Source organism: Brenneria uluponensis, assembly GCF_032395385.1.
GTDB classification, from domain to species: domain Bacteria; phylum Pseudomonadota; class Gammaproteobacteria; order Enterobacterales; family Enterobacteriaceae; genus Prodigiosinella; species Prodigiosinella aquatilis.
Map to the genome: position 1 here is coordinate 3,037,383 of NZ_CP135917.1, position 24,456 is coordinate 3,061,838.

A 24,456-nucleotide genomic window follows, 5' to 3' on the forward strand; every position below is an offset into this window, starting at 1 on the left:
TCTGTCGTTGCAAACCGTCAGGGTTGCGGAATCTCAAGATCGACCGGTTGTTGCTGATTCAGCATATGTGCCACACCATCCGGTTTGCGGATCTGCGTCGCCCGATCACCATCAACCAGAATTTCTGCCGGATAACCAAAACTGAGAAAATAAACCGGGGAAGCCGTTGGTCCATAGGCACCAGAATTGAAAACACCAATCAGGTCACCAACCGCCAATCTGGGTAGTGTGACCGTATCAGCGATGATATCGGTCGGCGTACACAGTGGGCCGGAAAGCGTATAGGTTTGCATCGCACCTTCCTGCCTGGCAGCCAAACGCCGCACCGGGAAGTTTTTGCGAATGACCGACCCCAATCCCGCCGCGGCCCCGTGGCAGTTAGAACCACCGTCACAAATGGCAAACGTTGATCCTTTGGAATCTTTAAGATAACGGACTCGCGTAACGAAAATTCCCGCTCGGGCAATCATGTAACGGCCCAGCTCCATCATCAGTTGCATCTGTGGGAACTGTCGTCGAAACGCCGCCAGGAGCGGCGCCAGACTGTAGCCGAGAGCAGCCAGATCGAGCGGCTGTTCCTTGGCGTAGTAAGGCACACCCAGGCCACCACCGATATCAACAAATTGCAGCGGGAAAGACAGTTGCTGCTGAATCTTCTCCGCCAGTACCAGAATGTTGCGGGTATTACTGGCAATCGCCTCAGCATCCAGAATGCGTGTGCCAAGATAAATATGAATCCCGACCATTTTCAGATGTGGATAGTGATGCAGGCACGATAGCTCAGCCAGTGCTTGGGATTCATCAATACCGAATTGCCGAGGTTTGCCGCTCATCACCAGCCGGGCTTTCTCGGTGCTGAAATCCGGATTGATACGCAACATGAAGGTTTGCTGACGGTCCGCTTCGGCAGCGATGTCATTGAGCTGCCGCAGTTCCGCCAGAGATTCCACCACTACCGCTTTAATCCCTAACGCCACACAACGGCGTAGCTCTTGCGGCGATTTGGCTGGCCCGACAAAGATGATTTGCTGTGGCGTGGCGCCCGCTGCCAGCGCCATTTCCAATTCGGCGGCGGAACAGACCTCACAGCCGACGTCATATTGTCTGATAATTTTTATCAGCGACACATTCGGATTGGCTTTTAAGGAATAAAAGTAATTTAATTCTGCTGGCAATGTTTCTGTTAGTGTTTTTAGGTCATGTCGTATTTGATTGGCACTGTATATATAACATGGTGTCCCGGTTACCTGAACCAGCGCGTCGAAATTCAGTTTCTCAATACCATTCTGATGGATGAATGCTGTCTGGTAATTAAAGCGGTGCATGCTGAATACTCTCTGCGAGGTAGTGACTGAGAGAATTAATATTGAGGAAATTACCCAGGAATTCACCATCCATCTTTTCAAATAGATCAAATTCTCTACCGATAATTTTTTCAATACGTTCATTTAACCCAGCAATCAGCTCAACTAATTTCACGGAGTCGAGCACGCCAGAAAAACCATAAAGCTCACGACCGGAAAGCACCAGACTTATTCTGTGGTCATCTAACCCCAACTTTTCTAACTCTACTGTTATTATTGATACAATCTCATTTATGATGAGTGACATGATCTCTCCATCCAATAAAAACTCGCCAAATATCCGCGAGATATAAATCAGTAAGCTGTGGCATATTTCTGCATAGTAATAGGGTGTTTTTTCATAATTTTGACTAGAATTGTAAATATGGATTAAAAAATAGAAAAAGTATCACTCAGCAATTTCAGGCAAATCCCGTTAAAAAAAATGCATAATTTACTTCCTATCAAGACATTGTGCCCGTAGGTTCACGGTAATATTACGGTAATATTAGTGCCCGTGTTGACTTGCCATCATGTCGCCAGCGTTAGTTAATAACCAATATCTGGACAGCGGCTTATGCTCTTCATAAAGGACATTCAGTGTAGCCAACCCACTAGCTACCGTTGCAGGCCCTTACGGGAATTGGCAGAAAGTCATCAGCTTTCCGATAAAGAAATCAAGATTTATCAACGTATTTACCAACTGGACAGCGTGTCGATGATCGAGAAAAGTCATTTTGATATGCATCTTGAAACCTTATCGGAATTAGTGTCCAGGCATCCGTCACTGTGCAACAAAAAAGGTTATTTGATCTTTACCAAGACCCAGACGCACAATACGTTTTTCGATGATGAGTGGCTGAAAAATCTGGCTAATGCATGTGGTCTGACGCGCTGGACGACGTTTACACTCAGCCTGAATCATTGCGCTTCCGCATTAAGCGCGGTGCATTTGATTCGACAACTTCACACTACGGATTTTGATGGCGTGGCAATTATTCTGAGTGGCGAAAAAAGTTTTTCTCCTTACTTTAATAAAATGCCAGTGGGGTTATTAGGTGAAATGTCTGCCGCCTGTTTACTCAGCAGTAAAATAGGGAAATGGCAAATTACTGCATCAAAAGTGACACATATTAACCAGTATTACAAGAATCCAGAAAACACTACCGTGCAAGAAAGAAATGAAATGCGAAATGTCTTTTATGACCAATTGGTGACATTTCTTTCTTCTGATTCAATAAGGGATAACCCTCCCGACGTAGTGATTTCATATAATTTAAACCGGCCATTACTATCCCGTCTCGCTTTGGATATGGATTGGGAGGATAAACTTGATTTATCCCATATTGGTAAATATGGCCACACCTTTTGTTCAGATGTATTTTTTAATTTACAGATGATCACGGAACATCGCGATTTTAATTCAGCACTATTATTTTCGGCAGGGATGGGAATTACATTCTCCTCGCTGAATATTTTAAAACACACCGCAACCTTTAATTAGTGAGATGACAATATGGCAATTTTAGACGCAATCAAACTGGCTCTGGATGAAGTGTTAGATGGTGAGCCTGTTGTGCTGACTGACACCACGCGCTTTGATGAGGATTTGGATCTCGACTCCGTCAGCTTTGTCCAGTTCTTGTTGACACTGGAGGATAATATCGATGGATTGATGTTTGACCCTGATCAGATCAGCCAACAATCATTTAATACTGTCGGCACACTGGTTGCCTATATTGAATCCTACACTTGCACAGCCCAACAATGATGACGCTTTCCTCTCAACACGTTGAGCAAGCGCTGCACTGTGGACGCACGGCGCAACCGGCGGAAATATTAAGTCAGCTCACTTTATGGATAACGGGCAGCCAGGGTTATCTGGCCAGTAACGGTGTCGCGCTGTATTCCCTTCAGCCTCCGTTGCCGCTATTACAGGGTGATGGTTCGGCGGTGGCGGATACAGCGTTGACGACATTGGCTGATGATCGGCTGCTGAATTACCTGGGACTGGCAGTAGCACAAGTCGCCACCAGTCAAGCCGGCACCCCACAACAGTCTCTGCTAGTGGCGGCGCTACGACTCGGGCTGGCGGCAAAAATCCTCGACATGTCCTATACGCACCTTAATCAGCGGCAAAGTTTCGGACAAAAAACCACCCGGCATCAGCTGATCAAGGCCAGCTTCTCTGAAATATACGCCGACATCACTCAACTGAAATTTCAGTTGATCTTGCGTCTTGAAGAGGGCGATTTCACCGGCCTTGAGCAGGAACACTATGCGATCACACAGCTCACCAATAAAGCGGAAAAACTCATGGGCGGGCATGGTTTTCTGCTGGGTAACAGTCATACGCTGAGCCATTTTTCGATGTTGCTCTATAGCGCTTCGGGAAAAACAGGCAACGATATCTGGCATCAGCCGGCCCCCGTGATGTGAGGAAACCGTTTTATGACAACGTCCAAACAACCCGCACTTTATGCCGCGGAATATCCACGACAGAGTGATTTAAGACAAGTTGTCACCTTGGCCTGGCCAATGATCTTAACGGCCGTAGTGGTTTCACTGTCACAAAACGGCCAGATCTGGATTCTGGGTAACAATAGCGCCGGTAATGATGCACTGTACCTGCTTTCCATGTTACAGCCGTTTCATTTTCTGTTTATTGCCTTGCTTGAATGCCTGACGATTACGAATCAGATCTTCAGCGCCCGTTCCACGCAGCACTGGCCGCGCCGCAACGTAATAAACAGTACACTGCTTTTCGCTCTGGTCGGCGCGCTGTTTCTGGCATTAATTGCACTAGGCAGTTGGCTATTCGCCGCCCCACTGCAACATCTTTATGTCAGTAATAATACCCGGTTATTCAACACGATTTTGCCGGTTTATATGCTATCGCTGATTCCTTTTCTGATCTTTGAACTCAGCAATGCCGCACTGCGTGGGCAAAGTAAAAGCAAATCCAGTATGACGTTTATTATTGGTTTTATTCTGATCAATTTTATCAGTTGCTATATTGGTTTTAACTATTATCACCTTGGTTTCTCTGCTGTTATTTACTCCAATCTGATCGCGGCGCTGCTGCTGCTGCCGTGCTCATATATCACTATGGTGAAAACGGTTTCTCAAGGCGAACGCGCTCAGGCAAGGACCTATTTACCCCGACTGCTGGCGATCACCGCCGATGCTGGCGTGCCAATTTTTCTGTCAATGATGCTGGCTTTCGCCAGTTCAGCGGTCATTTTTCCCTTACTCAGTAAGTCAGGTCTCGGCTACGCCACCGGTTTTCTGATTGTGGTCAAACTACGCACTTTCTTTATTATTCCCGCCGTGGCTATCGGTTCCGCCATCGCTATCTGCGTAAACCAAAAGCTATCCAACAGCGCCACATCCGCCACGTTGAGCCGAATCCTCAGTAAAGGACTGGGTTGGATCGCCCTCAGCTACCTGGTTTTTACCCTGCTCGCCTTTTTCAGCCAACACCTGTTGGTCGATCTGCTGGCGGGTAGCGAAGAGATCCGCAAAACCGCCTATCTGATAATGGCATGGCTGCTACCCACTTTTTTCATGACATCACTGGTGGCAAGCATACAAACCATTCTGGAGCAATTAGGTCGAGGTAAACGGGTTCTGCTAGTGACGTTTGTGATGGAAGCCTTGTTGATAATGGCGGTGTTACTGGCCGACGGTGGACAGAATATTCACCGGCTGATTAACATCATCCTGGTTTTTAATCTTCTCTATTTGACCGTGTTTGTTTACGAGTACTACCTGCTGGTCAAAAAGATGGGAAAACTGAATGCTGTATGATCTCTGTTACCCATTATTGAAACTGGCCGCGGTGGCCCATTACCGCTACAACCATTGTCTAGTCAAATTGAAACGTCGCCCCAGCCTGCTGCTGAAAACGCAGATTACGCCGGAAACGCATTACGGCCACACTTGCCGTAGATTACGGCAGGTGGATATCACCATTCTGAACAGGATTTCACCGCATCGTGCCGTTGATTATGCCATCGCGCTGTTCGAACATCCGCACCGAATGCCCTGTAAAAATAGCGATCTGCTTTATCTTCAATCCTTGAATAAGGATTCTCTGGTGTTCGCCGGCCAACAGATCACCGTTTACCGGTCAGGGCCGGGATCCCACCAGCGCGTGCTGTTGGTACATGGCTGGGAGGGGCACAGTGTGATGTTTCGTCCGCTGGCTGAAAAACTGGTTGCTCAAGGTTATGAAGTGATTGCACCCGATCTGTTGGCACACGGCAATTCCGCCGGCGAGCGCTGTTCTTTCTATGATCTGGTGCAATTGCTGCTCATGCTGGGTAATCACTACGGTCCTTTCAAGACGGTTATTGGTCACTCATTCGGTGGTACTGCCGCAACCCTGGCGAAATGGAAAGGGCTAGACTGCCATCAACTGGTGAATATCAGCAGTCCAGACTCTTTTGCCTGTCTGCTGGATGCCTGGATTGACTATCACCGGGTTCCCTCTTCGTTACGCACTCAATTGGCAGAAGAGTACCATCAACGCTATGGCCTGCATCCTGATCTTATCTCCACCACATCCTGGAAGGCTATCCCTGTTCCCACGTTGATTTGCCATGATCGTGATGACAGTAATATAGACTTGCATCAGGCTTACAATATGGTCAGCGCTTTTCCCGACAGCCAGCTGTTTCTGACCTCGGGCCTGGGACATCGAGGCATACTGAAGGACCACGCCCTTCATCAACGTATCATCACGTTTATGCACGAAGGAAAAGAAAGCAGCGTTAACACGGAGTGAATGCAATGGAACCACTCTACACGGGAAGCGTAATACTCACCTTACATCCGGTTCTGTCCCGACGATTTTCCAGACTGAAATAACCACCGTGTAATTCCACAATTTGCCGCGAAAGCATCAGACCGATACCACTACCATTTTTCTTCGTACTGTAAAAAGGGACAAACAAATTGTCTCGGTTGCCAATACCATGCCCCTCATCGAGCACGTCGAGATGAAATTTGTTCTCTTTAATCTGCCAGCCTAATGTCACCACACCGTCGATCTCGTCAGTCATCGACTCATCCGCATTTTTCAGAATATTGATCATCAACTGTTCTATTTGTACCGCATCAATATTGATCATCGCCCGGCCTGAATCATGAAGCACTATTTTACGGTGCTCGAAAAGCGGCAACAGATTACGAATCAATTCACCCGCATCCTGTAATGACTTTTCGGGTTTGGGCAAAGAGGCCAACTTCCGATAACTTTCGACAAAGCTTCTCAGGTTATTGGCTCTTTCATGAATAATCTGTAATCCATCACGAATGTCCTGGTACTCTTCCTTCTCTTCCGTGGGGATCAATGACGTCAATACCTGGCTGAGTGAAGCGATCGGGGTCAAGGTATTATTAATCTCATGGCTCATGACGCGCAGTAGATTTCTCCAGGCCCGATACTCTTCCTCACGCAGTAACTGACTGACATCCGTAATAAACAACAACCGCTGGCGCAATCCGTCTTCAAAGTAGCTGTCATGCCCAATCTTGAATCTCCCGTGACGCTCTGGAAAATTCCATTCAATAACACTGTTTTCCGGCTGCTCAAATAGCGGTTTAAACGGCAGTGATTCCAGAGATTGTCCCTGTATGGTCTGAGGCGTGGTGTTAAGCAGTTTTGCCGCGGTGTTATTGAGAAAAGCCACTTCACCCTGATTATTGATAGCCACAATGGCCACATCAATATTATTAATCACGGTTTTAACCAGGTACTGCTGTTGCTTCACCGTCAAGCGTTGCTGCTGCATTGAAGAGGCCAGTTCATTGATCATGTCAATCAACCCATTCAAGGCGCTGTTTTTTTTCTGCTGCTTACCACGTAAGCTGAAATCATTGTGCGTGATGGCTTCAATTAAATTCATCAGCGTGGCTATCTGATAATGCAGGGATTGACGGGTCATGAGCACACAATAACCAATAGAGACACAGAGCATTAGCGCCACCAGCGCCACCAGATAACCGGAGAATCCATTCCAGATCATCAGAGCGATCACGCCAATGGCCGAGGGTAATGACGCCAACAGTATCAGCCAGCGCTGTAACGCTTCTAGCGAGCTCCAGGCTATATTCATCAGCTATTCTTTTTTAACCTGCGATAAAATGCGCTGCGGCTCAGGCCTAAAGACTCGGCGGCTTCAATGACATTCCCATCGAACTCCCGCAGACGCTGCTGAAGCGCCATCTGTTCAATATCGTCCAATGTTTGCCACGTACCCTCATCATCCAAATCCACTGCCGCAGAGATTCCGGGCAGATTATCCGCGCAGGTTGGCTCACACGGTAATCGGCTATCGGCGTTGTTAGGCGTGAAATCCATGGACAGTACCATTTTCAACAATGGTACATCCAGCGTCCCGGCCCGGCTAAGCAGTACGGCCCGCTCCAGAATATGATTAAGCTCGCGGATATTTCCCGGCCATGGATATTGTTGCAACAATTCCAGCGCTTCAGACGTCAGCACCAGCACCGGTTTGCGGTATTTTTCGGCAAATGCCGCCATCATTCCTTGTGCCAACGGACCAATATCCTCCGGTCTTTCACGTAACGCTGGCACGCGAAATTCAAAGGTGTTCAACCGGTAGTAGAGATCACGGCGAAACGAGCCATTGGCGATCATGGTATCGAAGTCTGCATTGGTGGCGGCAATAATACGGACATCAGCGAACTGCGTCTTACTGGCCCCAACTTTTTCGAACTGCCGTTCCTCCAGCATTCTCAAGAGTTTGACCTGCTGATTCAGCGGCGTGTTACCTATTTCATCGAGGAAAAGCGTGCCGCCATCCGCCAGTTCAAAACGGCCGATACGCTGCTGTTTGGCATCAGTAAACGCCCCTTTGACATGCCCAAACATTTCACTTTCAAACAGACTGTCAGGAATACATCCCATGTTGACCGAAACATAGCTCATCTCACGTCGCATCGAACGCTGATGAATATAACTCGCCAGCATACTTTTACCGGTGCCATTTTCGCCAGTCAGCAAAATACTGGCATCGCTTGGAATCACCTGGTCGAGCAGGTTTAACAGCTCCTGCATCGCCCTGGAGCAGGCAACAATGTTCTTCTGTAGGCACGGATGCAGTTGCTCCTGCAACAACGTATTCTGTTGCAGGAGCGAACGCTGTTTTTTTATGCCTTCCACCAATTGTAGCTGGGTATTGAGCACATGAACCAGACGCTCATTTTCCCAGGGCTTCTGAATAAAATCAGCGGCGCCATTTTTCATGGCGTCAACAGCAATATCTATCGAGCCCCAACCGCTCATGACGACCACGGGAAGATCGGCATCAATCTGCCGGATACTCTCAATCAGAGACAACCCCTCCTGACCCGAGGTTGTGTCACGCTGGTAGTTGAGATCAACCAGCGCAATATCCGGTGTTCCCTGGCGTACCTGGGTTAACACCTCTTCCGGCTGGGTTGCGGTAATCACCTCAAACTGATGCACTTTCAACATCAGTTTGAGTGTACTAAGGATGATGGCATCATCGTCGGCGACCAGAACCCGGTATCTTTTGCCCATACTTTATGTTCTCAGCCTTTTTTCATCTATAGCGCAGTTATTGATGTCGCAGGGCATCCATTGGACTGGTCTGCACTGCACGTTTTGCTGGTAACAGGATGGCGAACGTGACAACCAGACCAATCATCAATGATGTGATGGAAAACAGCATCATCATACCAATGCCGGGATACCCGAAGGTGACCAGAATCATCGGACTGATGGCACCAATGACCGGCACGCTAATCACTAATCCCAATACCAGTTGCCACCATCCTTGCCGCATAATCAGCGCGATAATATCGCCTCTGGTTGCGCCCAGGGCGCGACGGGTGCCAAACTCCTGATAACGCTGATTAATCGTTTTCGCCATCACACCATAGATGCCACTGCCCGCCAGCAATACCGCCATTATACCGAAAATGTTAAACAAAATAGAGATATAGCTTAACCCGGAGGTGTTACGGTCAATCACTTCCTGTAACGTTTTCTCCTGATATACCGGCAGTTGAGCATCAATGCTGCTGACGGCATGTCGAATCACATTGCTCAGGTTCTCATGCGGTACGCCGGTAACCACCACGGATATCTGCTCCTGGGGAACCTGAAGCATGGAACGGTAAACGGAAGGCATCCACTGGCTATGACCAAAAGGCCGGCCCTGAATCACATGCGGTATGACTCCTACCACCGTGTACCATGCATGATCTTCGCCATCGATCCAGCGGATACGTTTACCGACCACGTCTTTTTCATCTGGCCAGTAACGCTGGGCGAATGAGCGGGTTATCACTACCACCTTTTGCGATTGAGCATCATCATTCTGTGTCAGCAACCGGCCCTCTTCCGGCATAATTCCCAACGCGCTCAGCGAGGATGGATAAACAACCACATCGTTGGCTCGGGGGAACTGATTACGGTTGGATCGCGTGAAGCTACTACCTTCCAGTTCAATACTGCTGGCCGAGGTGAATTCCCCGGGAAGGCGGCTCATCAGCCCCGCTTGCACGACCCCGGGCTGGGTTTTCAAATCGCTCACCAGACGGTTAAAGAAATTCACTTTGCTGGCGTCATCAGGGTAATTAATCGGCGGCAGACTCACCTTTGCCGTCCAGACATTATTACTGTCCACGCCATAGTCAATTTTCGCAGCCTGAGCGACCACCAAAGCAAGTAGCACCCCCACGCAGAGCACCGAACTGGAGAGCGCCACTTCAAAAATCACCAGCCCGCGACTGATGCGACTACTATTACGGCTTTGAGCGCCGCGTGTACCATCCCGTAGCGCATCGTTGACATTACTGTGCACAATTTTCCAGGCAGGCAGCGCCCCGGTAATAATACTGGCAATAACCACCAGAATCAGGGCCTTCACCACCACATCGGTATCAATGCCGAGTTGCCACCAGAACGGCGGTTTATCCGGCACAACAGAGGTAATCAGACTGCCGGTTAATGAAATACCCCAGCCAGCCAGCAGCAGCCCCACAACGCCACCAGCGCAGCAAAGAATGGCACTCTCCCACATCATCTGCATCACTACGCGTAACGGCGGAGCGCCATGCGCCACACGAATAGCGGTTTCTTTACTACGCTCAATCGCTCTGACCAGCAGCATGTTGCCAACGTTGCAACACGCCAGCAGCAACACCAGCAGCACCGCCAGTAACATCACCAGAAAGATCGGTTTTGAATCTTCCCCCATGAAACTGTCCATAAAGGTGATGGCAAAAGCGGAATGCCCACCGTTGATTTCAGGAAAGCGCTGCTCACGCCCGGCCATGATATTTTTCAGTTCAACGTCCACATCAGCCAGCGTAAAACCTGGTTTGATCTTGGCGAAAACCTGGACCTTCGGTGCATTTTCGACCGTAATATGCGCAGGATTCAACGTGGTGGGCAGCCAGATTTGATTATTCATCGGGAAGGCATACCCCTTTGGCATGACGCCGATGATTTGGGTACTGACACCATTCACCAGCAGCGACTGAGCGAGAATATCCTGACGTCCGCCAAAATAGTTCTGCCATAGCGCATACCCGATCACCGCCACAGGATTAGCGCCTTCGCCTGCATCCTGTTGGTTGAACAACCGGCCTTTAGCGGCCTGAACACCAGTAAAAGGGAAAAAATCGGGCCCTGAACGAATGGCAATATAGCGTGAGGCCTGACCGTCGAGATTAATGTTCGCGACATCGCCATAATAGTAGCCCACCTGCTCCAAACGCTTGCTGTGCGCTTTGATATCAAGATAGTCCATAAAGCTGATAGGAGAGTCGCCCAGCCGCACATCGTTAATACTGGGGCTGATCATGACCATCCGATCGCCGTCCTTAAACGGCAACGGCTTGAGAACCAGGCTGTTAATAATGGAATACATGTAGATGCATAATCCCAGCCCGACGGCCATGATTAATATAGTGAACAGTGAAAAACCGGGCCGTTTCAATAACAGACGGCAGGCATAGCGAAAATCGAACAGAGTGGACATAAAACGCTCCTCAGGCCAGGCACATCGAGTTTCGCAACAGTCGATCATCAATGACCATACCATCAAAAATTTCAATTTGTCGCAGCGCCCTTGCCGCCGAACGAGCATCATGAGTCACCATGCAAATGGTCGAGCCCGTTTGGTGTAACTGATCAAACAGCGCGATTACCGCATCGGCGTTTTTGGAATCCAGATTACCGGTTGGTTCGTCCGCCAATACCAGCGTCGGGTTACCAACAATGGCGCGGGCCACCGCAACACGCTGCTGCTGACCACCAGAAAGCTGGGCTGGAAAGTGTTTACCGCGATGCTTCATATCTACTTTTTCCAATGCCGCCTGCGCCATCGATTTCATCTCTTTCTTATGCATTCCTTTGCGGTAGGTCAGCGGCAACATGACATTCTCTTCTACCGTCAGGTCGCTAATCAGATTAAATGACTGGAAAACGAATCCGATTTCCTGATTGCGGATCACCGCCTGCTGTTTCGCGTTGAGGTGGCCCACATCAATACCGTTAATTTTATATTCGCCTTCACTGGGTTTATCGAGCAAACCAAGGATAGACAGTAATGTCGATTTGCCACAACCAGAGGGGCCGGAAATGGAAATGTATTCACCTTTATTAATAGTGAAACAGATGTCGCTCAGTGCATGCGTTTCCATCTCCTCGGTATAAAACACTTTTTTAATGCTTTTTAACTCTACAATTGCTGACATACACTTATCCTCTTAACGAGTAATGCTAATCTGTTCGACATGCTCCCACGCATGATAACTGGATAAAACAATCCTATCCGCAACCGTCAGTCCGCTACTGATGGCAATTTCATCCGCTGAACCTTTGCCAAATACCACCTGGACCTTTTTGGCGCTTTTGCCATCAGCGGAAAGTTTATAGACAATGCCTGGCATATTATTCTGCGCATATAGTGGCCTGGGGACATAAAGTATATTGGTCAGGCGGGCGACCTGTATCGAACCTTCAATACTTAAGTCAGGCCGGGCTTCATCTGGCAGTGGACCGGTTAATTCGACATCAACCAGCACTGTGCCATTAATGACTGAGGGATCAATACGAGAAACGTTGCCCTGAATATTATGGATCTGCGTATTGATAGTGACCGACTGGCCGAGGGCCACATCACGGATTTGTCGTTCGGGCACTTTCAACTCGGCTATCAGCTGATCTTTGCGTGCCACACGGGCGATGTTGTAACCAGTGCTGATACGCTGTCCCACTTCAAGATTTATCGTCTGAATGACACCAGATTCTGTTGCCCGCACCGTTAATGAACGAATTTGTGACTCTGAACGAGCCAACATGTTTTTCAATTTACTCACGCGGGCATAGTTCGCATCCATATCTGCTTTCTGCGCAACTTTCAGTTTTTCCAACTGTAGACGGGTGAGATCCAGACTCTGTTTGTTTTGCTGCGTTGCCAGTTTGGAACGGCGGTAAACCAGCATGGATACCGAACCATTATTACGTTTATTTAAAATTTCAGCGGCATCATATTCCAGCTTCGCATGTTCATATTTTTGTCTGGCATCGACAATTGCCACCTGTGCGCCCAGCAGATTACTCTCATGCCGACTCTCAAGCGCTTTGGTATCCGCTTCCTTCGCCGCCAATTCCCAACGTAACTCTTCAGTAGCCTGCACCAAGTCCGGATTAACCATTTCGGCTATCACATCACCGGTATTAACAAATGCACCCGCTTTCACTTTTACTGACTCAACATGACCATCCACATTGGCGGCAATCCAGCTGATATTTCGGGGAATCAGCGAGCCATTACCTCGCACTTCTACCACCATATCGCCTCTCTTGACTGCGCCGATCAGCAGACTGGATGCGCTGACTTTATATCCGTCGGGGGTATAGCTCAGTGCATAGAAACTGGCGATGGCAATCACAATCAACAATGAAGTTGCCATTGCCACTCGCTTGATAGTGAATTTGCTGGTTTTACGCTGAACATCCATCGTCTTTTTCACTTAATTATTATTTGATTCAGACCAGCATCAAGCAGCATTCATGCCAATTATCATCTCATTGATATTTATGCATTTTATATTTAAAGACAACTAAATTCCCATTTCTGACAACACACTACAGATACAAATGGGACGAGTTCCAGAATATGGGACACAGACTTTACGCGTGACAGGGATGCTGATTTAACAGGAATGCAGCCCGGCATTATCGCGTCTCACCAGATAAGAAATATGACAGTAATATGTCATTAATATGGCGGAAATATGGCAAGAAATGATCATGCCGGCAATACTGAAATAGGTATTATTCGCTATCAACGAGCATTACAAAAATGTTATTAATTCCTATGTCAAAACGTAATCTTTTACTTATCTTGCTGTTAAATAGTGTGGGTATTATTCTGTTCTTTTCCTGGTATTTACCCATGAACCATGGATTCTGGTTTGTTATAGATAAAAATACCTTTTTCTATTTCAATCAGCATCTGGTCACCAGCCCTGTATTTCTTAAACTGGTGGCGCTTACCAACAACCGAGCCTTTGATGGGTGCTCCCTATTAGCTATGGGGTTATTGTATCTGTCCCTCTATGTAGCACGCGACTCGAATGGTCGGCGCCATATGTTGACAATCGGGGTGGTCATGCTGCTGACAGCGTTGGTACTGAACCAACTGGGACATGCACTCCCGGTACAACATGCCAGTCCTACGCTGTATTTCGATGGTATCAATCGTGTCAGTGAACTGACCGGTTTTCCGACCAAAGACAGTTCCAGCGACAGTTTTCCTGGCGACCACGGTATGATGCTGATGGTTTTTTCCGCCTTTATGCTGCGCTATTTTGGCGGTAAAGCGTTCGCAATAAGTCTGCTCATCACCGTCGTATTCTCTTTGCCACGAGTCATGATCGGTGCCCACTGGCTAACGGACATCATTGTCGGTTCTCTTTCCATCGTTTTAGTGGGATTGAGTTGGTGGTTATTAACCCCCGCCAGCGACCTCCTGATCGAAGCGATTGAACGTCGCTTACCCAGCAAGACCTCTTCGAGTACCACCACAAACTAGCCCTTTTACTTCATCTATTTTTACCTTCAGCCGTAGCGGACATCTTTCTCACTGCTACGGCGCTCATGCCAATCGACAATTTTTTGTGCTGTGTTATCAGCTCGAAATATCTGCGCTATATCTTGCATGGGGGGAAGGGATTTCATCATGAAATCATATAAATGAAATAAGCAAAAATACTCGCAATCTGTTTTCCAATACGGTAGGCTCATCGCGGCATACTATTTTTATGCACTTATCTGCTCAGTTGAGGGAATTATGTGCTGTATTGCACAGTTTGGCAGATCGGTAATTGTCCTATAAATAGTAGTGCTTTACGCTGAATCCCGTTTTTGTTTGGCATTAACACACATAACGATTGGTATTATCGTTAAGGACATCAAGGGAATATAATCGTAATGGTCAAATCTCAACCGATTTTGAGATATATCTGGCGGGCGATGCCAGCGATTGCAGTGGCCATGGTGCTCACTGCCTGTACTAACAACAATGCGAACCTGAATGCACAAACTGATAGGCATGTGGTTAATGGGGACCCTTCACTACAAGCCTCTCAGGATGAATTTGAAGCAATGGTTCAGAATCTGGATATTAAATCCAGACTACTTAACCAATATGCTAGTTGGAAAGGCGTTCGTTACCGTTTAGGCGGTGACAGCAAGCGCGGTATCGACTGTTCAGCTTTCGTACAGCGCACATTCCGTGAACAGTTTGGTATGGATCTGCCTCGGTCCACTTATGAACAACAGGAAGTCGGTAAAAAAATTCAACGCAGCAAATTACGCGTTGGCGATCTTGTGTTATTCCGTGCTGGCTCGACGGGCCGCCATGTCGGCATCTATCTCGGTAACCGGCAATTTGTCCACGCCTCCACCAGCGGTGGTGTGATGATTTCCAGCATGGATGAAAGTTACTGGAATCGCCGTTATCAGGAAGGGCGACGGGTTCTTAATAGAGATCCACAGAGTTAACGCTGTTTTCATTCCCTGTTCTGATGCCAAACGAAGTGAAACGCCGCTACCTCAACAGCGGCGTTTTTCTATATCTGTCCTGCGCCTTATGTGATCAAAGATAAGTTTCTCTGACTGATTCATGATAAAACTGCAATGGTGCCGGCGTGTTTATTGCTAAATATTTCAAACGCTTTATCGTGTCGTTCCAGCCTCCGACATACATGAGATAATACGTCTGGCAGGTTATATAACATTGGTTCTCAGGAGCTGAACACCCCGATGTTTAAACGTGTCGTTACTGCTGTGTTGTTAGCAACTTGCTCGCTGATCGGTCATGCTGAAACCATCAAACAGGTTTTTGCCTTTGCCCTGTTGGGCTCGCCTAAATATGATAAAAATTTTACCCACTTCGATTATGTCAATCCTGATGCTCCTAAAGGTGGTGATGTCACACTTTACGCACTCGGCACCTTCGACAATTTTAACCGTTACGCTTTACGCGGCATTGGCGCTATCCGTACCGACCAGCTCTACGATGCACTCTATACGTCTTCTGAGGATGAACCCGGCAGTTATTATCCACTGATTGCACAACGCGCGCGCCATGCCAGCGATGATAGCTGGATTGAAGTGGATATAAATCCCAACGCACGCTTTCATGACGGTTCACCGATTACCGCAGCCGACGTGGCTTACACCTTCAACATGTTTATGACTCAGGGTGTACCGCAGTTTCGTATTTATATGAAAGGCGTTACCGCCAAAGTTATTGCACCGTTGACGATACGCTATGATTTCGCCCAACCCGACAGAGTGAAAATGGTCAGCCTGCTGACATTACCGGTAATGCCTGAGAAATTCTGGAAAAAGCATAAATTCAACGAACCATTATCGTCCCCGCCGCTGGCCAGTGGCCCTTATCGCATTACCGACTATCGAATGGGACAATATGTCACCTATTCCAGGGTAAAAAATTATTGGGCGGCGAATCTGCCGGTCAATAAGGGTCGCTACAATTTTGACCATATTCGCTACGATTACTATCTGGACGACAATGTGGCCCTCGAAGCGTTCAAAGCAGGCGCGTTCGACCTGCGGATAGAAAGCTCCCCCAAACACTGGGCCACGCAATATCAGGGCGGTAACTTTGAGCGAGGTTACATTATCAAGAAAGATGAGCCAAACCGGAACGCACAGGATACGCGCTGGATGGCATTTAACATTCATCGCCCTTTATTTTCCGATCGGCGGGTCAGACAGGCGCTAACGTTGGCGTTTGATTTTAACTGGATGAATAAAGCGCTGTTTTTCAACAGCTATCAGCGGGCCGACAGTTACTTTCAGAATACGGAATATGCGGCGCAAGGCAAGCCTTCTGCGGCAGAACTGGCCTGGCTAACGCCGCTGAAAGGTAAAATTCCAGCGGAAGTGTTTGGCCCTCGCTATCAACCGCCGGTATCCGATGGTAGTGGCTACGATCGGCCTAATTTATTAAAGGCGCAACACCTGTTGGCACAGGCGGGCTGGATTATAAAAGACCAAACGCTGGTGAACCGCCAGAGCGGTCAGCCTTTCGCCTTTGAACTGCTTATTCCCAGTTCAGCCAATGCGCTGTATGTGCAACCATTCCAGCAAAATCTGCAACGACTCGGCATCCAGATGAGCATCCGTAGTGTGGATTCCCCACAGTTTAGTAACCGGTTGCGCAACCGGGACTTTGACATGATACCAACGCTATATAGTGCTGAGCTGTATCCCAATGCCAACCTGCAATTCAGTTGGAGCTCAAAATACATCAACTCAACCTACAATACCCCTGGCGTAGAAGATCCGGCTATTGACAGCCTGATCGACGACATCATTCGACATCAGGGCGATAGAGACGCATTACTGGCACTAGGTCGCGCATTAGACCGGGTGCTGACCTGGAATCAGTTCATGATACCGATGTGGTATTCCAACCATGATCGTTACGCCTACTGGAACAAATTTGCAATGCCGACGGTACGCCCCGCTTATTCGCTGGGTTTTGATAGCTGGTGGTACGATGCCAGCAAGGCCGCGACGCTACCTGAAGAACGCCGATAAGGAGTTGATGTGGGAAGCTACCTGTTACGTCGCCTGTTTCTCATCATTCCCACATTGTGGGCCATTATTACCATTAACTTTTTTATTGTACAGATTGCGCCGGGAGGTCCGGTTGATCAGGCCATTGCCGCTATTGAACTGGGTCAGGGTAGCGGTTTTACCGCTGGTGGCACCGGAAGTGGCATGGCCCGTTCAGGCGGTAGCGGCATGCCTTCAGCAGAGAATGCTTATCGGGGATCCCGCGGCCTGGACCCAGAGATTATTGCGGAAATCACCCAACGTTACGGCTTTGACAAACCTATCCATGAGCGCTATTTCAAGCTACTGTGGAATTATATCCGTTTCGATTTCGGCAACAGCCTGTTTCGCGGCTCATCCGTCATCGAACTGATCAAAGAAAGCATGCCGGTATCCATTTCACTGGGATTATGGAGCACGCTGATCATCTATCTGGTTTCCATTCCGCTGGGTATCAAAAAAGCGGTGAAAAACGGAACGGCTTTCGATACCTGGAGTAGTAGCCTGATTATTATCGGCTATGCCATTCCCGCGTTTCTGTTTGCCATTTTACTGATTGTACTCTTTTCCGGCGGCAGTTATCTGGACTGGTTTCCGCTGCGCGGATTGGTTTCCAGCAACTTTGATACCCTTCCCTGGTACGGCAAAATTACTGACTATCTGTGGCACATTACACTGCCAGTGTTGGCAACGGTAATCGGCGGTTTCGCTACCCTGACCATGCTGACCAAAAACGCCTTTATGGATGAAATCCGTAAGCAGTATGTCATCACGGCACGGGCCAAAGGATTGGATGAGAAAACCATTCTCTACCGCCATGTCTTCCGTAATGCCATGCTACTGGTCATCGCCGGATTTCCAGCCACGTTTATCAGCATGTTCTTTACCGGCTCGCTGTTGATTGAAGTCATGTTCTCTCTTAACGGACTGGGGCTGCTGGGGTATGACGCAACACTGCAACGCGATTACCCGGTGATGTTCGGCACGCTGTATATCTTCACCATCATCGGACTGCTGCTGAATATCGTCAGTGATATGACCTACACACTGGTTGACCCGCGTATTGATTTTGAGGAACGCCAATGAGCCGCTTAAGTCCGATGAACCAGGCGCGCTGGGCAAGATTCAGAAGTAACCGTCGTGGTTACTGGTCGCTATGGGTTTTTATGGTGCTGTTCATCACCACGCTGTTTTCCGAACTTATCGCCAACGACAAACCGCTGCTGGTGCGCTATGACGGCCAGTTTTATGTCCCGTTCATGGTAAATTACAGCGAGACCACGTTCGGCGGTGAATTTGGCACTCAAGCCGATTATCGTGATCCTTATGTAGCGGCGCGGCTGGCAAAGCACGGCTGGGCGATCTGGCCGCCGATCCACTACAGTTACCGCACCATCAACTACGCCACCCAGGCTTCTTTCCCTTCTCCGCCCTCACGCTACAATTTGCTCGGCACAGATAGTCAAGGAAAAGATGTACTGGCACAGGTACTGTATGGTTTTCGCATTTCTCTGTTGTTTGGACTGGCGCTGACACTACTCTCCAGTGTGATGGGTATCGTTGTCGGTGCGGCACAAGGCTACTATGGCGGGTATGTGGATTTATGGGGACAGCGCTTTATCGAAGTGTGGTCCGGTATGCCGACGCTGTTTCTGATCATTCTGCTATCCAGCGTCATTCAGCCTAACTTCTGGTGGCTGCTGGGTATCACGGTATTATTCGGCTGGATGAGTCTGGTGGGCGTGGTGCGGGCTGAATTCCTGCGAACACGTAATTTTGACTATATCCGCGCTGCCCAGGCCATGGGCGTCAGCGATCGGTCCATTATGTTTCGTTGCATGTTACCTAATGCCATGGTCGCCACCCTCACCTATCTGCCGTTCATCCTCTGTGGCTCTATTACGACACTGACTTCATTGGATTTTCTCGGTTTCGGGTTGCCAATTGGTTCACCATCACTGGGAAGCCTGTTGCTGGAGGGGAAAAACAATCTGCAAGCGCCCTGGCTGGGTATAACGGTATTTATTGTACTGGCGCTCATTCTTTCACTCCTTATTTTTATCGGCGAAGCGGTTCGCGACGCTTTTGACCCGAGCAAGGCGCATTAATATGTCCGGTACTCCGTTATTACAAATTAAGGATCTCAGCATCGCGTTTCGTCATGGTGCGGAAGAAAAACGCGTGGTTGATCAGATCTCACTGGAAGTGGAGCAAGGTGAAACACTGGCGCTGGTCGGTGAGTCCGGTTCCGGGAAAAGCGTGACCGCCTTGTCGATTTTGCGTCTGCTGCCTTCTCCGCCGGTGGTTTACCCGCAAGGCGACATCCTGTTTGAGGGGCAGTCACTACTGCACGCCGATGAAGCCACACTGCGGCAGGTGCGAGGTAACCGCATCGCCATGATTTTTCAGGAACCGATGGTTTCCCTCAACCCATTGCAATCCATTGAAAAACAGTTGGCGGAAGTGCTGTCACTGCATCAGGGAATGCGTCGTGAAGCTGCCAAAGGAGAGATTATCAGTTGTCTGGAACGCGTTGGCATTCGGCAGGCCAGCGCACGACTGGCGGATTTTCCACACCAGCTTTCTGGTGGTGAACGGCAACGGGTAATGATTGCAATGGCCTTGCTAACCCAGCCAGACCTCCTGATTGCGGATGAACCGACTACTGCGCTGGATGTGACCGTACAGGCGCAAATACTGACGTTACTGACATCGCTGAAACAGGAGTTGGGGATGGCTCTGCTGTTCATCACCCATAATCTGAATATTGTCAAACGTCTGGCCGATAACGTGGCCGTAATGAAATCAGGTCAGTGTGTCGAGCATAATTCGACCAGGATGTTATTTTCCGCGCCTCAGCACGCTTATACTCGGCAACTGCTGGATGCCGAACCTGGCGGTATGCCGTTACCCTTGACCGATGACCAAACCGAGTTATTGCGCGTCAATCACCTCAATGTTGCTTTTTCCATCAAGCGCGGTCTGCTGCGACGTACTGTTGATGAAAAAAAGGTGGTCAGTGATCTCTGCTTTACACTGCGGCGGGGGGAAAGCCTGGGATTGGTGGGCGAGTCCGGTTCCGGCAAGAGCACTACCGGACTGGCATTACTGCGGCTGCTGACGTCACGTGGGGAAATCTGGTTTGATGGACAACCACTACATACGTTTAACCGTAAACAGATGCTCCCCATCCGCCGCCGAATTCAGGTGGTTTTTCAAGACCCCAACTCCTCACTGAATCCGCGCTTCAATGCCGAACAGATTATTGCCGAAGGCCTGACCGTTCATCAAAAACTGAGCGCTGCCGAACAGGAGCAGCGCGTTATCCAGGCCATGCAGGAAGTGGGACTGGATCCAGAGACACGTCACCGCTATCCAGCCGAATTTTCCGGCGGTCAACGTCAGCGTATTGCTATTGCACGGGCACTGATTCTGCAACCAGAGCTGCTGATTCTTGATGAACCCACCTCATCGTTGGATCGTACTGTGCAGGCACAAATTCTGATGTTGTTGAAAACACTTCAACAGAAACACCGTCTGACCTACCTGTTTATCAGTCACGACCTCCATGTCGTGCATGCGTTATGTCATCAGGTTATCGTGTTGCGCCATGGTGAAGTGGTTGAACAAGGTTCTTGTCAGCACGTATTTGCCCACCCGGTACAGGAATATACCCGGCAATTATTACAACTCTCAGCTTAAGACTACAACGCAGACTTATCTATGGAGCAGAAGCAACAGGGCCAGCCGCTGTTGCTGTTTCAGAAGGGATGCTGAGCGGCGATAGACTCGGCAATGGCGACGCCAACGTTTTTCAGATGGCATAATGCTGTGCTTTCATCGTTCCGATGCAGAAACAGACAAGGTTCACTGTCCCATTCCAATACAGTGCATTGAACATGGATTTCATCCAGATATTGATCCAACTGATGCAGGATTTTCCATGCATCTTTGCCATCATGGCTTAACAGTTTGAAACCAATCAAATTATTATCATCGTCCTTGCCACTGAGCGGAATCGGTTCCACTTTCACACCGGTAAACCCAGTTAACCAGCGATAACTTTGCGGCAAGCGATGAACTACCGAAAGTTGGAGACTATTCACAACGGTTTTCCTCAGCTAGGCAGACTGCATAATTTACAAAATTATAACATATGTAATGCATACTTTTTTAATTTCACTTTTCTTTTGCTGTTTTTTTGCTCAAGAGGCTAACATTTTCTTAGCGTTTGATTAATATTTGTGCGTTTAATGGCTGTCAGGACGATTAATTCTGTTATAGGGATCACGAATCTGAGCTATTTTTCGCTATATGTAACCTTTTACGCCTCATATCTCAACTTATTTTTCATATCGTTCACTTTTAAAACAAATAAATTACAAGACAGGCAACAACTCCCTATTGCCTTGAGAGTATCAGCACTATAGTAGTGATGAGCGTGACAACCAGACGGGAAACGCCCCTTGTTCAAAAAGACTCAGGAACGACTGGCATAAAGATACAGGACAGCGGCGGAGACAGAACAGAATGCCATAGAGACCACCATCGGCCAGGCACTCTGAAACGACGACAAAGATAACACGGCACCGATCAGTGAACCCAAACCAAAACGTAGTGTACCCGCCAATGATGACGCGGTACCTGCCATATGAGGGAAACCATCCAGAATAACCGCCATCGCGTTGGATGCGACGGTGGCGACGCAACCGACAAACAACGCCACCCCGACAACCAGTGACAAAAATCCAAGATTGAACGCACAGACCAACAGCAGAAAAATGCCCATAGAAAACTGGATAATCAGCCCCAGCCGGAACATAAACATCGGTCCCATGCGGGAGACAATGCGGCTATTCAACAACGTCATCAGGAACAGAACAACAATATTCAGAGCAAAGTAATAGCCAAAATTCTGGGGAGACACCCCATTCAGATCGATATAAACAAACGGCCCGGCGCTCAGAAAAGAGAACATCCCGGCAAAAGAGAATCCGCTGGCCAGCATGTAGCCAAATACCCGCTTGTGACGACACAACTGAGAAAAGTTACCCAACGTAGTGCGCAAGTGAAAGCGCTGACGCCGCTCCACTGGCAGCGATTCCGGGATAAACAACCATACAAAAATTGTGGCCATCAGCGCTGCACCAGAAATAGTCCAGAATATTGCATGCCAACTGAACCAGAATAACAATGCACCGCCGATGATCGGCGCCAGCAAGGGGGCAATTGTCATCACCAGAATCACAAACGACATCATGCGGGAGAACTCATCTTTGGAGAACATATCCCGCATCAACGCATTAATCACTACGCTGGCCGAGGCGGCTGACAAGCCATGCAGAAAGCGCATGTAAATCAGTTGTTCCACGGTTTGAGATAGCGCACAGGCGGCAGCGGCGAGAGTGAAAACCAGAACGCCACCCAGGATCACCGGTTTGCGTCCTATACTGTCGGACATCGGCCCGTAAAAAAGTTGGCCGATGGCGAATCCCAACACGTAAGCGCTAAGCGTCATCTGTACCCGACCAGGGTCCACGCTGAACTCTTTTGCAATCACGGGTAATGCTGGCAAATACATGTCAATGGCTATTGGCATCAACATGGAGATCAAACCAAGGATAAAAATAAGACGCAGCCGGGACGAATGTTGTGGACGCACGGAAAACAATTCCTTTAGAGATGACAAAAGCCCGCTGCCAGTAGCATCAGCGGGGATAAATAGTTAATCATATTACAGGACGTCCGTTCCAAATGCAGGCAGTTACAACCCGACGCTGGCAACTTCCTCCGCCGTCAGCGCACGGTACTCTCCCGGTTTCAGATCACTGTCCAGCACAATGGCACCGATACGTTCACGATGCAGCGCCACAACATGGTTCCCCACGGCGGCAAACATCCGTTTTACCTGATGGTAGCGGCCTTCACTGATCGTCAACCTCACCTGATATTCTGTTACCTTATCCAGCAACGCGGGACGGGTCAGTGTTTTTTCATTATGCAATTGTATACCTGTCGCAAATTGCGCTGCGGTATCGGCATTCACTGGCTGTTCAAGCGTCACCAGATAGGTTTTTTCACAATGGTGTTTTGGCGACGTGATCCGGTGCGACCACTGGCCATCATCGGTTAATAACACCAAGCCACTGGTATCAATATCCAGCCGTCCGGCGGGATGCAATTTATACGCTACCGGCTCATCCATAAAATAAAGGATTGTCGGATGGTCAGGATCGTCGGTAGAACAGACATAACCCAGCGGTTTGTGCAGCATAAAATAACGTGGCCCGTTTTGCTGTTGCAGGGGCTTGCCGTCAAATTCAACCACGTGTTCCGGTAACAGCTTGAATGACCCGCTTTTTATCACTTCACCTTGCACCGTAACCCGCTGGGCGCGCAATTCCCGCACGATCAGTGAACGGCTGATCCCTAACTGTTGGGATAGAAATTTATCCAGTCTCATTAAACGTTTACTGCCTATATTACCCGGCTGACTGGCCAGGTTGAATCCGCCAGAAGCGCGAGATCTGCCCGTCAGCATAAAAAAGAAGAGTAGCGTTATACACCCTAAGCACACATTAGCATAACGGCGTGTTACGCCGATGGAGAGACTCGGTCGATCAGACACTATTGACCCACTGACCAAAGGGTCGCTCCCGCCATGAGTAACAGGCATAATAGAAGCAATTTATAATAAGGAGCGATACGATGTCATCTATTCATGGTCACGAGGTGCTGCAAATGATGCTGGCTGCCGAAACCCCTTTTACGACTGAACAGTTGATTACCGCCATAAACATCCGCTTTGGCAACGATGCCCGCTTTCATACATGCTCGGCCAGCGATATGACCGCCGCGATGCTGGTGCAGTTTTTAGCCAGGAAAGGCAAATTTGTTCCGCAGGGTGAGCATTTTACCACCCATGCCAGTAAAATCTGTCAACACTAG

The 24,456-nt window shown here is 48.6% G+C and carries 22 protein-coding genes; 12 read left to right on the forward strand and 10 right to left on the reverse strand.

What is annotated here, in order from left to right:
* Positions 1 to 17: 17 nt before the first annotated feature.
* Both RS889_RS14205 and RS889_RS14210 read right to left on the reverse strand, forming a co-directional pair.
* The gene (locus RS889_RS14205; protein ID WP_315707742.1) at positions 18 to 1,325 is read right to left on the reverse strand and encodes a type III PLP-dependent enzyme; all 1,308 of its coding nucleotides are present in this window, start codon (positions 1,323 to 1,325) and stop codon (positions 18 to 20) included.
* Positions 1,312 to 1,611 carry a hypothetical protein gene (locus tag RS889_RS14210; RefSeq protein WP_021015502.1) on the reverse strand — a complete coding sequence of 100 codons (300 nt, stop codon included), beginning with the start codon at positions 1,609 to 1,611 and terminating at the stop codon, positions 1,312 to 1,314. Before RS889_RS14210 ends, RS889_RS14205 begins: the two co-directional genes overlap by 14 nt.
* A 375-nt stretch (positions 1,612 to 1,986) precedes the next feature.
* Here RS889_RS14210 and RS889_RS14215 point away from each other — a divergent pair, with 375 nt between their 5' ends.
* From RS889_RS14215 to RS889_RS14235, 5 genes are read left to right on the forward strand one after another with little or no spacing between them, the layout of a single operon-like run.
* Positions 1,987 to 2,847, forward strand: a complete 861-nt coding sequence (locus RS889_RS14215) for a hypothetical protein (protein WP_315707743.1) — start codon at positions 1,987 to 1,989, stop codon at positions 2,845 to 2,847.
* A 12-nt stretch (positions 2,848 to 2,859) separates the two neighbouring features.
* Positions 2,860 to 3,114, forward strand: coding sequence for an acyl carrier protein (locus RS889_RS14220; protein WP_021015500.1), 255 nt, complete (start codon positions 2,860 to 2,862; stop codon positions 3,112 to 3,114).
* Positions 3,111 to 3,782, forward strand: a complete 672-nt coding sequence (locus RS889_RS14225; protein WP_315707744.1) for an acyl-CoA dehydrogenase family protein — start codon at positions 3,111 to 3,113, stop codon at positions 3,780 to 3,782. The genes RS889_RS14220 and RS889_RS14225 overlap by 4 nt, the downstream gene beginning before the upstream one ends.
* A gap of 12 nt (positions 3,783 to 3,794) precedes the next feature.
* The gene (locus RS889_RS14230) at positions 3,795 to 5,153 is read left to right on the forward strand and encodes a hypothetical protein (protein ID WP_315707745.1); all 1,359 of its coding nucleotides are present in this window, start codon (positions 3,795 to 3,797) and stop codon (positions 5,151 to 5,153) included.
* The gene (locus tag RS889_RS14235; RefSeq protein ID WP_021015497.1) at positions 5,143 to 6,132 is read left to right on the forward strand and encodes an alpha/beta fold hydrolase; all 990 of its coding nucleotides are present in this window, start codon (positions 5,143 to 5,145) and stop codon (positions 6,130 to 6,132) included. Before RS889_RS14230 ends, RS889_RS14235 begins: the two co-directional genes overlap by 11 nt.
* 16 nt (positions 6,133 to 6,148) lie before the next feature.
* Here RS889_RS14235 and RS889_RS14240 read toward each other — a convergent pair whose 3' ends face one another.
* The 5 genes from RS889_RS14240 to RS889_RS14260 are packed head-to-tail and all read right to left on the reverse strand — an operon-like array spanning position 6,149 to position 13,385.
* On the reverse strand, positions 6,149 to 7,465 hold the full coding sequence (locus tag RS889_RS14240; RefSeq protein ID WP_021015496.1) for a sensor histidine kinase: 1,317 nt from the start codon (positions 7,463 to 7,465) through the stop codon (positions 6,149 to 6,151).
* The gene (locus RS889_RS14245; RefSeq protein ID WP_021015495.1) at positions 7,465 to 8,916 is read right to left on the reverse strand and encodes a sigma-54-dependent transcriptional regulator; all 1,452 of its coding nucleotides are present in this window, start codon (positions 8,914 to 8,916) and stop codon (positions 7,465 to 7,467) included. Before RS889_RS14245 ends, RS889_RS14240 begins: the two co-directional genes overlap by 1 nt.
* A 37-nt stretch (positions 8,917 to 8,953) precedes the next feature.
* Positions 8,954 to 11,386, reverse strand: coding sequence for an ADOP family duplicated permease (locus tag RS889_RS14250; protein ID WP_315707746.1), 2,433 nt, complete (start codon positions 11,384 to 11,386; stop codon positions 8,954 to 8,956).
* A 10-nt stretch (positions 11,387 to 11,396) separates the two neighbouring features.
* A complete protein-coding gene (locus tag RS889_RS14255) occupies positions 11,397 to 12,104 on the reverse strand; it encodes an ABC transporter ATP-binding protein (RefSeq protein WP_021015493.1) in 708 nt (235 codons plus the stop codon).
* Positions 12,105 to 12,116: 12 nt separating this feature from the next.
* The gene (locus RS889_RS14260) at positions 12,117 to 13,385 is read right to left on the reverse strand and encodes an efflux RND transporter periplasmic adaptor subunit (protein ID WP_315707747.1); all 1,269 of its coding nucleotides are present in this window, start codon (positions 13,383 to 13,385) and stop codon (positions 12,117 to 12,119) included.
* 347 nt (positions 13,386 to 13,732) lie between these two features.
* On the opposite strand from RS889_RS14260, the gene RS889_RS14265 reads away from it, so the two are divergent.
* The 6 genes from RS889_RS14265 (at position 13,733) to yejF (ending at position 21,210) form a co-directional block, all read left to right on the forward strand.
* Positions 13,733 to 14,449: a phosphatase PAP2 family protein gene (locus RS889_RS14265; RefSeq protein WP_315707748.1), complete on the forward strand. Its 717-nt coding sequence runs from the start codon at positions 13,733 to 13,735 to the stop codon at positions 14,447 to 14,449.
* A gap of 398 nt (positions 14,450 to 14,847) precedes the next feature.
* Complete coding sequence (gene mepS, locus RS889_RS14270; protein WP_315707749.1) at positions 14,848 to 15,420, forward strand: bifunctional murein DD-endopeptidase/murein LD-carboxypeptidase; 573 nt, start codon at positions 14,848 to 14,850, stop codon at positions 15,418 to 15,420.
* A gap of 261 nt (positions 15,421 to 15,681) precedes the next feature.
* Positions 15,682 to 17,490 carry an extracellular solute-binding protein gene (locus tag RS889_RS14275; protein WP_315707750.1) on the forward strand — a complete coding sequence of 603 codons (1,809 nt, stop codon included), beginning with the start codon at positions 15,682 to 15,684 and terminating at the stop codon, positions 17,488 to 17,490.
* A gap of 9 nt (positions 17,491 to 17,499) precedes the next feature.
* Positions 17,500 to 18,594 (forward strand): microcin C ABC transporter permease YejB, encoded by a 1,095-nt coding sequence (locus tag RS889_RS14280; RefSeq protein ID WP_315707751.1) that lies wholly within the window; start codon positions 17,500 to 17,502, stop codon positions 18,592 to 18,594.
* Positions 18,591 to 19,616 (forward strand): ABC transporter permease, encoded by a 1,026-nt coding sequence (locus RS889_RS14285; protein WP_315707752.1) that lies wholly within the window; start codon positions 18,591 to 18,593, stop codon positions 19,614 to 19,616. The genes RS889_RS14280 and RS889_RS14285 overlap by 4 nt, the downstream gene beginning before the upstream one ends.
* 1 nt (position 19,617) lies before the next feature.
* Positions 19,618 to 21,210: a microcin C ABC transporter ATP-binding protein YejF gene (yejF, locus tag RS889_RS14290; protein WP_315707753.1), complete on the forward strand. Its 1,593-nt coding sequence runs from the start codon at positions 19,618 to 19,620 to the stop codon at positions 21,208 to 21,210.
* A 59-nt stretch (positions 21,211 to 21,269) separates the two neighbouring features.
* Here yejF and RS889_RS14295 read toward each other — a convergent pair whose 3' ends face one another.
* From RS889_RS14295 to rsuA, 3 genes are all read right to left on the reverse strand, one after another.
* Positions 21,270 to 21,614 carry a YejG family protein gene (locus tag RS889_RS14295; protein WP_021015485.1) on the reverse strand — a complete coding sequence of 115 codons (345 nt, stop codon included), beginning with the start codon at positions 21,612 to 21,614 and terminating at the stop codon, positions 21,270 to 21,272.
* A 374-nt stretch (positions 21,615 to 21,988) separates the two neighbouring features.
* Positions 21,989 to 23,113, reverse strand: coding sequence for a Bcr/CflA family multidrug efflux MFS transporter (locus RS889_RS14300; protein ID WP_425475155.1), 1,125 nt, complete (start codon positions 23,111 to 23,113; stop codon positions 21,989 to 21,991).
* A 159-nt stretch (positions 23,114 to 23,272) separates the two neighbouring features.
* Positions 23,273 to 23,971 (reverse strand): 16S rRNA pseudouridine(516) synthase RsuA, encoded by a 699-nt coding sequence (gene rsuA, locus RS889_RS14305; RefSeq protein ID WP_315711064.1) that lies wholly within the window; start codon positions 23,969 to 23,971, stop codon positions 23,273 to 23,275.
* A 245-nt stretch (positions 23,972 to 24,216) separates the two neighbouring features.
* On the opposite strand from rsuA, the gene RS889_RS14310 reads away from it, so the two are divergent.
* The gene (locus tag RS889_RS14310) at positions 24,217 to 24,456 is read left to right on the forward strand and encodes a YecH family metal-binding protein (RefSeq protein ID WP_021015482.1); all 240 of its coding nucleotides are present in this window, start codon (positions 24,217 to 24,219) and stop codon (positions 24,454 to 24,456) included.

Coding starts and splice junctions, on each gene's coding strand:
- RS889_RS14205 (WP_315707742.1), bottom strand. CDS start 1,325: ATGCACCGCTTTAATTACCAGACAGCATTCATCCATCAGAATGGTATT.
- RS889_RS14210 (WP_021015502.1), bottom strand. CDS start 1,611: ATGTCACTCATCATAAATGAGATTGTATCAATAATAACAGTAGAGTTA.
- RS889_RS14220 (WP_021015500.1), top strand. CDS start 2,860: ATGGCAATTTTAGACGCAATCAAACTGGCTCTGGATGAAGTGTTAGAT.
- RS889_RS14225 (WP_315707744.1), top strand. CDS start 3,111: ATGATGACGCTTTCCTCTCAACACGTTGAGCAAGCGCTGCACTGTGGA.
- RS889_RS14230 (WP_315707745.1), top strand. CDS start 3,795: ATGACAACGTCCAAACAACCCGCACTTTATGCCGCGGAATATCCACGA.
- RS889_RS14235 (WP_021015497.1), top strand. CDS start 5,143: ATGCTGTATGATCTCTGTTACCCATTATTGAAACTGGCCGCGGTGGCC.
- RS889_RS14240 (WP_021015496.1), bottom strand. CDS start 7,465: ATGAATATAGCCTGGAGCTCGCTAGAAGCGTTACAGCGCTGGCTGATA.
- RS889_RS14245 (WP_021015495.1), bottom strand. CDS start 8,916: ATGGGCAAAAGATACCGGGTTCTGGTCGCCGACGATGATGCCATCATC.
- RS889_RS14250 (WP_315707746.1), bottom strand. CDS start 11,386: ATGTCCACTCTGTTCGATTTTCGCTATGCCTGCCGTCTGTTATTGAAA.
- RS889_RS14255 (WP_021015493.1), bottom strand. CDS start 12,104: ATGTCAGCAATTGTAGAGTTAAAAAGCATTAAAAAAGTGTTTTATACC.
- RS889_RS14265 (WP_315707748.1), top strand. CDS start 13,733: ATGTCAAAACGTAATCTTTTACTTATCTTGCTGTTAAATAGTGTGGGT.
- mepS (WP_315707749.1), top strand. CDS start 14,848: ATGGTCAAATCTCAACCGATTTTGAGATATATCTGGCGGGCGATGCCA.
- RS889_RS14275 (WP_315707750.1), top strand. CDS start 15,682: ATGTTTAAACGTGTCGTTACTGCTGTGTTGTTAGCAACTTGCTCGCTG.
- RS889_RS14285 (WP_315707752.1), top strand. CDS start 18,591: ATGAGCCGCTTAAGTCCGATGAACCAGGCGCGCTGGGCAAGATTCAGA.
- yejF (WP_315707753.1), top strand. CDS start 19,618: ATGTCCGGTACTCCGTTATTACAAATTAAGGATCTCAGCATCGCGTTT.
- RS889_RS14300 (WP_425475155.1), bottom strand. CDS start 23,113: ATGTTGATGCCAATAGCCATTGACATGTATTTGCCAGCATTACCCGTG.
- rsuA (WP_315711064.1), bottom strand. CDS start 23,971: ATGAGACTGGATAAATTTCTATCCCAACAGTTAGGGATCAGCCGTTCA.
- RS889_RS14310 (WP_021015482.1), top strand. CDS start 24,217: ATGTCATCTATTCATGGTCACGAGGTGCTGCAAATGATGCTGGCTGCC.